Raw genomic sequence first — 6,431 nt, forward strand, 5'->3', positions numbered from 1 at the left:
ATTCATCGTGGAACGATGAGGTACATCTGCACCTCCGGAATGACAGCCCGTCATTCCAACCTGTTCACCCTCTGATCAGGGCATTCGGGCCTCGAGTTTTACACCACGCAAAGGGACGCGGCCGCCGCTTGGTGGTGTTCTGGCTGGCCCTCAGCGTGCCGATGTCACCGGTGTCCGCCAGCTTTCGGCGGCGTTGCCGGATCAGCAGGCCGATCCAGACGCCGAGATTGAGGGCGTAGAGGCCCATGAAGCCGAAGTGCCAGTCGCGACCGCCCGCCAGCCAACCGCCCAGGGTGAACAGCTCCGGAACGGTGGCCCCGCCCCGGCCGCCGAAGACGGGATTGGCGTTGTAGATCTGCAACCCGCTGGCGGCCATCACCAGCAGCACGAGCAGGTTGAAGCTGTGGAAGGCCCGGGTCCAGAGCGGATTGTGGCGGAGGCGGATGGTGGCCTGGGCCGGAGCCTCTGGCATGGCAGGAGGGGAGAGGAGGGGAGCTGAGCTAAGGAACTCAACCATTTCAGTACCGCTCAGCCGCCGCCGCGGATTGCCGGTGCTGCCTGAGGGGAGGGCTCCAGACCTGCAACCAGACCTGCAAGAGGCCTACAGCGGCTCGAAGCCCGATGCCGCAGGAGCCACGACGGAGACGAACACCAAAGGCTCGCTCCCGTTGTTGTAGACGCCGTGGACTTCACCGCGGTGCGCCACCACCACATCTCCTGGCGCGATCGGAATGGACGCTGCCGTTGCTGCGATTTGGTACTGCCCTTGTCCTGAGAGGATCGTCCAGGTGTCTTGCCCTGTTGGGTGAACGTGCGCCGGGATTGTCTGGCCAGGTTTGACATGCCAAGCAACGATGACGGCGTCAGCCGACTCGCTAATGACGGAGCGAATCGGCTCACTATCTGCCGGCTGCAGAAAGTCGGCGACCTTGAAGAATCGCTGGGTATTCATCGTGGATCCAGGTTGGGTGTGCGGTGAAGAGCAATTAGCGAGCCAGAGAGTTATGCTTTTGCGGCCAGAGCAAAACGACAGATTGGGCGAGGCGGCTCGAAGGTCAATGCCGTCCACAGTATCGTCAATCCAAGAAGATCGTTCCCAGTGTTTCTGCTTGTATGGCTGAGATTTCACTGCGTACGGGAGGGCGGTCAACGCTTCTCGGATGCGGAAGCACTGTAAGGAGGCACACCCGATTTCGTGCTGATGGTCATCTGCCGATCCGCGCTGAAAGTGTGCCATGAGCGCCGAAGAACAGGCTTGTTGATGCGCAACCCCTGCAGTCGGACTCGCATTCAGGCAGCGGCGAGCAGCACCGCGGCAGCGTCTCGGGCGTGGGTGGCGGCCTGGGGATCGCGCTCCAGGAAGCTGAGCACCAGGGCACCTTCCAGCAACAGGTGAAGTTGGCGGGCCAGGCGCTCGGGATCGGCGATGCCCAGTTCGCGGCACTGCTCCTCCAGCAACTCCCGGCAGCCGGCCTTGAAGGCCTCCGCCGCCTGGCGCGGCCGCTCGCCGGACTCGGGGTACTCGCTGGCTGCCTTGATGAACAGGCAGCCGTGGAACGCGGGCGAACGCACCCAGTCGGCCAACCAGTCGAAGACCGCCAGGATCCGGCCATGGCTGCCGCCGGTTGCCGTTGCCAGGCGGGCGGTGAGGCTGGAGGTGATCTCCCCCGCCAGGCGCTCCAGCACGGCGGTGATCAGCTCTTCCTTCGAGCCGAACTGCTTGTACAGGGTCATCTTGGCGACGCCGGCCTCGGCAAGCAGCGTGTCGATGCCCACGGCCCGGTAGCCCTGGCGGGCGAAGAGCTCCTCGGCGGTGCTCAGCAGGGCCTCCCGCTTGGCGGAAACCTTGGCCGAAGAGGTCCTGGCCGGTGATGGCTTGGTGGTGGTGGCCCGCTCAGACATGACGGTCACGATCTGCAGGCACCCTAGACGATAGACAGAACAGTCTGCTACCTTTCTTGTGGCCAGACAGGTCGGTCTACTTTGCTGGGTTCCCCGCATCCCTCGTCCCGGTCCTGCTCTGCGCCCGTGCGGCACCCCTGGTTGCTGCTCTCCCCTCCAGCCCCTCAGCCCTCCTCGCCATGCTTCGCCTCCACGGCCACGAACTCTCCGGCAACAGCTACAAGGTGCGACTCCTGCTCGAACTGCTCGGCGTTCCCTACGAATGGGTGCGTGTCGATCTGATGAAAGGCGAGCACAAGCGTCCCGCCTTCCTGGCGCTCAATCCCTTCGCTCAGGTGCCTGTGCTGGAGGAGGGCGGCACCACCCTTTGCGACGCCCAGGCGATCCTCTTCTACCTGGCCTCCCGCCAGAGGGATGGCCTTTGGCTGCCCACCGATCCCCTTGAGCAGGCCCGGGTGGTGCGTTGGCTCTCCACCGCCGCCGGTGAGGTGCGTCAAGGCCCTGAAAACGCCCGGCTGCATCACCTCTTCGGGGTCACCAGCATTTCCATCGAGCGGGCCAGCGAGAAGGCCGCCTTCATCCTCGATCAGCTGGAGCGGCATCTGGGCGAGCGGCTCTGGCTGGAGTTCGAGCGCCCCACCATCGCTGACATCGCCGTGTTCCCGTACGTGGCCCTGGCGGGGGATGGGGGGATCGATCTGGTGCCGTACCCCAACGTTCGCGCTTGGATCGCACGGATCCAGGCGCTGCCGGGCTATGTACCGATGAAGGGCCTGGACGCCTGAGCGGAGCTTGCACCGATGAGCCAGCACTACCTGCATCGCCATCTCACCCCCGCCGTGGGGGAGGCCCAGCAGGGGGCCTATGGGCAGAAGACCTATGCGGTGCCGGACGCACCTGAGCCCGATCGCCTCGGGGCCAAGGAAATCGCCTTCATCAGCGCCCGCGACAGCTTCTATCTGGCCAGCCTCACCGAAACGGGTGCCCCCTACATCCAGCACCGGGGCGGGCCGGTCGGTTTCCTGCGGGTGCTCGACGAGAGCACCCTGGGGTTTGCCGATTACGCCGGCAACCGACAACTGCTCACCACCGGTCATCTGCGGGGCGATCCGCGGGTGGCCCTCTTCCTGATGGATTACCCCGCCCGGCGGCGGCTCAAGATCGATGGCGAGGCCGAGGTGATGCCGCTTGACGCGGAACCAGCCCGGACCGGGGGGCATTGGCTGCGACCGCAGGATTCCGAGGCGGGTTCGGTGGAGCGCCTGTTTTGCATCCGGGTTGTGGCTTTCGACTGGAACTGCCCGCAGTTCATCACGCCCCGGTTCACGGCAGCAGAAGTGGAGGAGCGGGAACGGCCCCTGCGGGAGCACATCGCCGTTCTCGAGCACCAACTGCTTCAACTTCAATCATCAGCTCCGGATCCAGACCCTGATGGATGAGGAACGCTGATGAACTCCTCATTCCTGTCGGTAGGCAAGCCGTTCACCCCCAGGCCTGAAATGCCCGCAGCCACAATTCCCATGCTGCAGCGCGTCCAAATCAACGCTCTCGACCCGCAGGGGACGCTGAGCCGCCTCGATCCGGTCACATCAACTGAAGCGCAACGGAGTGCCTTCTTCGCACTCCGTGATGCACAGGTTCTACGCCATGCCTGCGAACGACTCAGTTACTCAGGCTAGGGAAAGCTCTGCATCACGTAAATACCGGCTCGCCCTTGGCCGAAACATGTTGATTGATTCAGCCACGTTCTTCACTCCTCCTCCGCGGTACCGGCGGGAATCAGCCGGATCTGCTTCTTTCCCAGCTTGATCGCGAACTCATCGCCTGGCTTGAGGCCAAGCAGACCGGTGAAGGCCATGCCGAACAGCAGGTTGCCATTGCCACCATTCATGCCGAGGCTGACACCCTTGGCTTCCAGCAGCGCCTCATGGAAGGCGGTGAAGCTCAGCTGTTCACCACCATCCTTTTTGCTGCTCACATAGCCGGCGGCTCGCACTGAATCGGATTTAGAGGCATCACCCAGCTCTTTGTCTTTGGCGAGCAGCTCAGATCCAGTGAGCGCCATGGTGATGAAGCATCAATCAGCTGGACCATAATGATCAGGCTGTTGGTGGCCAGCGCAAGAAGGAGCAGGTGTCCGCCCCTTCAGTGGTGGCTTTCGCAGGTCTTCCTCTTACCGTTGCGGTCCAGATCTCTACGCCCGGCACCGTCAGCGCCGGTACATCCCCGCGCCTGGTGCCCCGAAGCCAGCTCCAGGGCGAACCCGCTCCGTGGCTGGCCCACCGACACCGGCTCAGCCAGACTGGCTGAACCATCCGACTGAACGGGCTCCTGGCTTGACGAGCGCTGACAAGGTGGAGCAACAACAGTTCGGGTCATTTCACGTCCATGTGGCCTGCAGACGTGTTCCGGGGACTTGGCTCATTTCTGCTGCTCCTGATCACCTGCTGTCTTTGCGGCCAGGGCGATGGGAGTCATCGACATGAGCGGTGGCCGACTGCCGCTGGGCACCGGACGGCTGAGGCGGCTTGTGCTGCTCCAACGCCGTGAACGCCGCCGGGGGCGCCGCATTCAGCCTCGCTTCCATCTGAGCCAGATCGGCGTGACCTCCCTCGGTGGTCTCACGGCCGTAGGCCTGATGGCCATGCTCACGGTCTGGAGCGGCCAGGTGCTGATCGTGGCACCGTTGGGAGCCTCCTGTGTGCTGCTCTTCGGCTACCCGCGCAGCCCCCTGGCGCAGCCGCGCAACGTGGTGCTCGGTAACACCATGGGAGGGGTCATCGGGGTCGCTCTGGTCAGCCTGCTCGGCCAGGGTCCCCTGGTGCTGGCGCTGGCCGTGGCGTTCACGATCCTGCTGGGCCAGCAGCTGCGCTGCCTGCATCCCCCCGCAGGAGGTATGGCCTTTCTGGCGGCTTTTCTCGGAATGTCCTGGCATTTTCTGCTGTTCCCGGTGCTCAGCGGTTCGCTGCTGCTGGTGCTCCTGGCCTGGGCCTTCAGCCGTTGGGTGCCAGGAGCGATGCCCTACCCGCTGCATTGGCTCTGATCACAAGGAGCTCCAGATTGCGCACAACCGCGCCCTGGAGAACGTCGCTGGCCAGGAATGCCTCCCGATCGGGGATTGGAAATCCTTGTACCCGTCGGATCGCGATCGGGATGCCGCCCTGGGCATCGCGGTCCCTTGGCTCCATCACAGGGGAATCGCATCCCGCTCAGCAGAAGCCAGAGGCGGCCCCCTGTCGGGCGCCACTACGCCTTTCACTGCATAGGGCTGATCGTTGCTTTGCTCAGTTCTGCCAGTACCAGATCAGACCCTGAAAGACGTAGTAGAGCCCAGCCGCCAGCAGAACCAAAGCGCTGATACGGGTCAACGTTGCGCCCCTGCTCTGCAGCTGTCTTGTGGCGCTGATCAGGCCGACCCAAAGGCTGGTGGCGGCTATCACAACGGTGTAACCCAGGGCATAGCTCACCATCGTGATCACGGACAACAGGGTGGAGCCGGTACTGGCCGCGGCGGCGAGCACTGAAAACAACACAGGACTGGCGCAGGGAGAACTGACCAGAGCGAAGCCCATCCCCACCAGGAAAGGGCCACCGGCAGGCGGCAATTCGGGCAGACGGGGCAAGGTCAGAGGGAGCCATCCCCCCAGATTCAGTCCCATCACCAGGATGAGCAGTCCCACAACCAGATGGACCGGGCCGCGGTGATCCACCACGATGGCCGAAGCGAACGAGGCGATGAGTCCGAACAGGCTCAACACCACAACGGTGCCTGCCACAAAGCCCCCCACCCTGACGATGGCCTGGAGCCGGCTGAGCGGACCGAGGGTGCCGATGTAACTGAGGTTCAAGGGCAGCATCGCCAGCACGCAGGGCGATACGCTCGCCAGTACCCCACCGCCGAACGCGACGAGCGGAAGCAGAAGTGTGGGTCCTGCGGGACTCGCCTCGAATCGCTCGGCGTACGCCTGTGATACAGAGAGAATGGCCAGATCCAGCTGAGCGCTGATTCCCGGCAGCCATTGCACCATCAGCACCGCCAGCAGTGCCAGCACTCCCAGGAGCACCAGAAAGGCCAGTCCTTTCCTGCGCATGGCTGAGCTGCTCACGGTTTGATCATCGACTGAGCCTTCTTGATCGCCGCGCTGTAGGCGCTCTCGTCGGTGCTGGCCCGGAAGGTCTGAACCGTGGTGCCAGTGGCAGGGTCGATCACGGCCACCAGCGAGGTCTGGCTGCGGTTGGCCTCCAGGAAGGCGCCGAGGCCGAGGCTGAGGGCCCGTTCGCGCGACTTCTTCAATTGGACGGCGTCGGAAACATCGAACGTCACGAAGGAGACCTTGCCGGCCTTCTGCTGTTTGAGTGAACGCAGGGTCGGCTCGATCGTGCGGCAGGCCGGGCACCAGCTGGCTGTTCGGCGACGATTAGGTAGGCGGGTCCGCGCAACTACATAGGCGGGTCTCAAGACGCGACAACAGGGTTCCGATTCCGGTCTGGAGCCCTGCGATGCCCGCCCCTCTGTCGTTGCGGATCAA

The 6,431-nt window shown here is 63.9% G+C and carries 9 protein-coding genes; 3 read left to right on the forward strand and 6 right to left on the reverse strand.

The window, feature by feature from the left end; translation table 11 throughout:
* Nucleotides 1-64 precede the first annotated feature (64 nt).
* The 3 genes from KBZ12_RS18175 to KBZ12_RS18185 all read right to left on the reverse strand — a co-directional run bounded on the left by KBZ12_RS18175 (nucleotide 65) and on the right by KBZ12_RS18185 (nucleotide 1,902).
* Nucleotides 65-472 carry a hypothetical protein gene (locus KBZ12_RS18175; protein ID WP_254959475.1) on the reverse strand — a complete coding sequence of 136 codons (408 nt, stop codon included), beginning with the start codon at nucleotides 470-472 and terminating at the stop codon, nucleotides 65-67.
* Nucleotides 473-601: 129 nt separating this feature from the next.
* Nucleotides 602-952, reverse strand: a complete 351-nt coding sequence (locus KBZ12_RS18795) for a cupin domain-containing protein (RefSeq protein WP_396101543.1) — start codon at nucleotides 950-952, stop codon at nucleotides 602-604.
* Between the two features lie 338 nt (nucleotides 953-1,290).
* Nucleotides 1,291-1,902, reverse strand: a complete 612-nt coding sequence (locus KBZ12_RS18185; RefSeq protein ID WP_254959483.1) for a TetR/AcrR family transcriptional regulator — start codon at nucleotides 1,900-1,902, stop codon at nucleotides 1,291-1,293.
* Between the two features lie 179 nt (nucleotides 1,903-2,081).
* Here KBZ12_RS18185 and KBZ12_RS18190 point away from each other — a divergent pair, with 179 nt between their 5' ends.
* Nucleotides 2,082-2,687, forward strand: coding sequence for a glutathione S-transferase family protein (locus tag KBZ12_RS18190; protein WP_254959477.1), 606 nt, complete (start codon nucleotides 2,082-2,084; stop codon nucleotides 2,685-2,687).
* A 15-nt stretch (nucleotides 2,688-2,702) separates the two neighbouring features.
* On the forward strand, nucleotides 2,703-3,341 hold the full coding sequence (locus KBZ12_RS18195; RefSeq protein WP_254959478.1) for a pyridoxamine 5'-phosphate oxidase family protein: 639 nt from the start codon (nucleotides 2,703-2,705) through the stop codon (nucleotides 3,339-3,341).
* Nucleotides 3,342-3,652: 311 nt separating this feature from the next.
* Here the strand turns inward: KBZ12_RS18195 and KBZ12_RS18200 are convergent, their stop codons facing one another.
* Nucleotides 3,653-3,967, reverse strand: coding sequence for an AbrB family transcriptional regulator (locus tag KBZ12_RS18200; protein WP_254959479.1), 315 nt, complete (start codon nucleotides 3,965-3,967; stop codon nucleotides 3,653-3,655).
* Between the two features lie 402 nt (nucleotides 3,968-4,369).
* Here KBZ12_RS18200 and KBZ12_RS18205 point away from each other — a divergent pair, with 402 nt between their 5' ends.
* On the forward strand, nucleotides 4,370-4,945 hold the full coding sequence (locus KBZ12_RS18205) for an HPP family protein (protein WP_254959480.1): 576 nt from the start codon (nucleotides 4,370-4,372) through the stop codon (nucleotides 4,943-4,945).
* 241 nt (nucleotides 4,946-5,186) lie between these two features.
* On the opposite strand, the gene KBZ12_RS18210 is transcribed toward KBZ12_RS18205, so the two are convergent.
* Together KBZ12_RS18210 and KBZ12_RS18215 are read right to left on the reverse strand one after the other, a co-directional pair.
* Nucleotides 5,187-6,008: a cytochrome c biogenesis protein CcdA gene (locus KBZ12_RS18210; protein ID WP_254959481.1), complete on the reverse strand. Its 822-nt coding sequence runs from the start codon at nucleotides 6,006-6,008 to the stop codon at nucleotides 5,187-5,189.
* Entirely contained in the window at nucleotides 6,005-6,361 is a 357-nt protein-coding gene (locus KBZ12_RS18215) for a thioredoxin domain-containing protein (RefSeq protein ID WP_254959482.1), read from the reverse strand. Before KBZ12_RS18215 ends, KBZ12_RS18210 begins: the two co-directional genes overlap by 4 nt.
* Nucleotides 6,362-6,431: the final 70 nt, after the last annotated feature.

Origin of the sequence: Cyanobium sp. Cruz CV13-4-11 (assembly GCF_024346055.1) — a bacterium.
Classification (GTDB): domain Bacteria; phylum Cyanobacteriota; class Cyanobacteriia; order PCC-6307; family Cyanobiaceae; genus Cyanobium.

Coding starts and splice junctions, on each gene's coding strand:
- KBZ12_RS18190 (WP_254959477.1), top strand. CDS start 2,082: ATGCTTCGCCTCCACGGCCACGAACTCTCCGGCAACAGCTACAAGGTG.
- KBZ12_RS18185 (WP_254959483.1), bottom strand. CDS start 1,902: ATGTCTGAGCGGGCCACCACCACCAAGCCATCACCGGCCAGGACCTCT.
- KBZ12_RS18195 (WP_254959478.1), top strand. CDS start 2,703: ATGAGCCAGCACTACCTGCATCGCCATCTCACCCCCGCCGTGGGGGAG.
- KBZ12_RS18795 (WP_396101543.1), bottom strand. CDS start 952: ATGAATACCCAGCGATTCTTCAAGGTCGCCGACTTTCTGCAGCCGGCA.
- KBZ12_RS18200 (WP_254959479.1), bottom strand. CDS start 3,967: ATGGCGCTCACTGGATCTGAGCTGCTCGCCAAAGACAAAGAGCTGGGT.
- KBZ12_RS18175 (WP_254959475.1), bottom strand. CDS start 472: ATGCCAGAGGCTCCGGCCCAGGCCACCATCCGCCTCCGCCACAATCCG.
- KBZ12_RS18205 (WP_254959480.1), top strand. CDS start 4,370: ATGGGAGTCATCGACATGAGCGGTGGCCGACTGCCGCTGGGCACCGGA.